Raw genomic sequence first — 1,241 nt, forward strand, 5'->3', positions numbered from 1 at the left:
ACGTGAACCATTGGCTCGAACCAGCACTGCAACGTGTCGTTGCCCATGTCGAACGGCCAACCTGTACCCGTGCGGAAGCCCACGCTTACACACCTGCGCGTGTTCGTGCACGGCATCGTCAGGGCGACCGAGTACGCAACCGTCACGTGAACCATTGGCTCGAACCAGCACTGCAACGTGTCGTTGCCCATGTCGAACGGCCAACCTGTACCCGTGCGGAAGCCCACGCTTACACACCTGGTGGCAAGCGTGAGTCTGTATCCCCCTTTGCGCATGGTGACAAGCATCAACCCGAGCATGGAGATATACATGATGGCATGCGCGTTGAATGACATGCAGGAATGCAACCGTTTCTCCAGGCAGGGTAGCCAGCATGAAGAACGGCATATTTGAAATCATGCCACAGTGTGGAGTTACCTTCAGTACCCCACGCATGGAGTACTGAAGGTAGGCACGGTGCACCCAACGTGGGGCTGCATGCGCCCTCCAAGGCTTGCATCTCAAGGTGATGCAATGTGGCCACCCATGTGTGTCAACACACATGGGACCGTGTTTGTTAGAGCCCATTGCCTCGTGTTTGTTCTTGTGTTTGTTGACGTGTTTGTTGGTCGGGTCGATCGGGGTTCATTGACAACGTTACCGCAGGTCAGACCGGTAACTCTAGTCTGTCGTACTTCCATGCCTGCGCCGTGGTGGCGGTGATCGTGGCCTGTCTGTGCGGCCTCCGAGTCGGCAAAGATGTCGCTCCCGGTACGGGTCGAAGGGGCTTGTTTCGAAGGCAGGAACCCAGAGAGTGGACGCCACATGCCGACAACGAAAGCTACGGTGCTGCCGAGCAATCGAGGCTTGCTGGTGGCCCCAGGCGCAGCTTTCGCGTCCTGCTGGGTGCGGACTCTGCCTCGCGATGAATTCGGCTCAACCATGCAGCCTTGTCACCTCATCCCGGACGGCGCAGTACCCCGCTTCGGAACAACTTATGTTGGTCTCCAAGGCACTACCCGCCGTTCCTGCTACGCACCATTGCCGGGCTGCATGGTGCCCTTCTGGGAAATGCGACATGGAGATCCACTCTGGTACATCGACCGGTGGTGACGGGCCGCACAACAATCAAGCTAAGCGAGGGGATGCCGTGCAGTCTCACTGTCCTCCTTGGACGCGGCTCGGAGTTGAGCGCTACTCGCTGTGGCCGGGATGTAGGAGGCGCTTGCGCACTGAACAGGCGGCCGGCTGAAGGGGTGCCT

1 protein-coding gene is annotated in these 1,241 nt (G+C 58.9%); it reads right to left on the minus strand.

The annotated features are described in order from the left end of the window. Positions 1-335: hypothetical protein (locus ACIBEI_RS22795; RefSeq protein WP_398891591.1), on the minus strand; the 335-nt coding region annotated here is incomplete at its 3' end. Between the last annotated feature and the right edge of the window lie 906 nt (positions 336-1,241).

The sequence above is a fragment of the Streptomyces sp. NPDC050988 genome (genome assembly GCF_044456225.1).
In the GTDB taxonomy this organism is placed as follows: Bacteria; Actinomycetota; Actinomycetes; order Streptomycetales; family Streptomycetaceae; genus Streptomyces.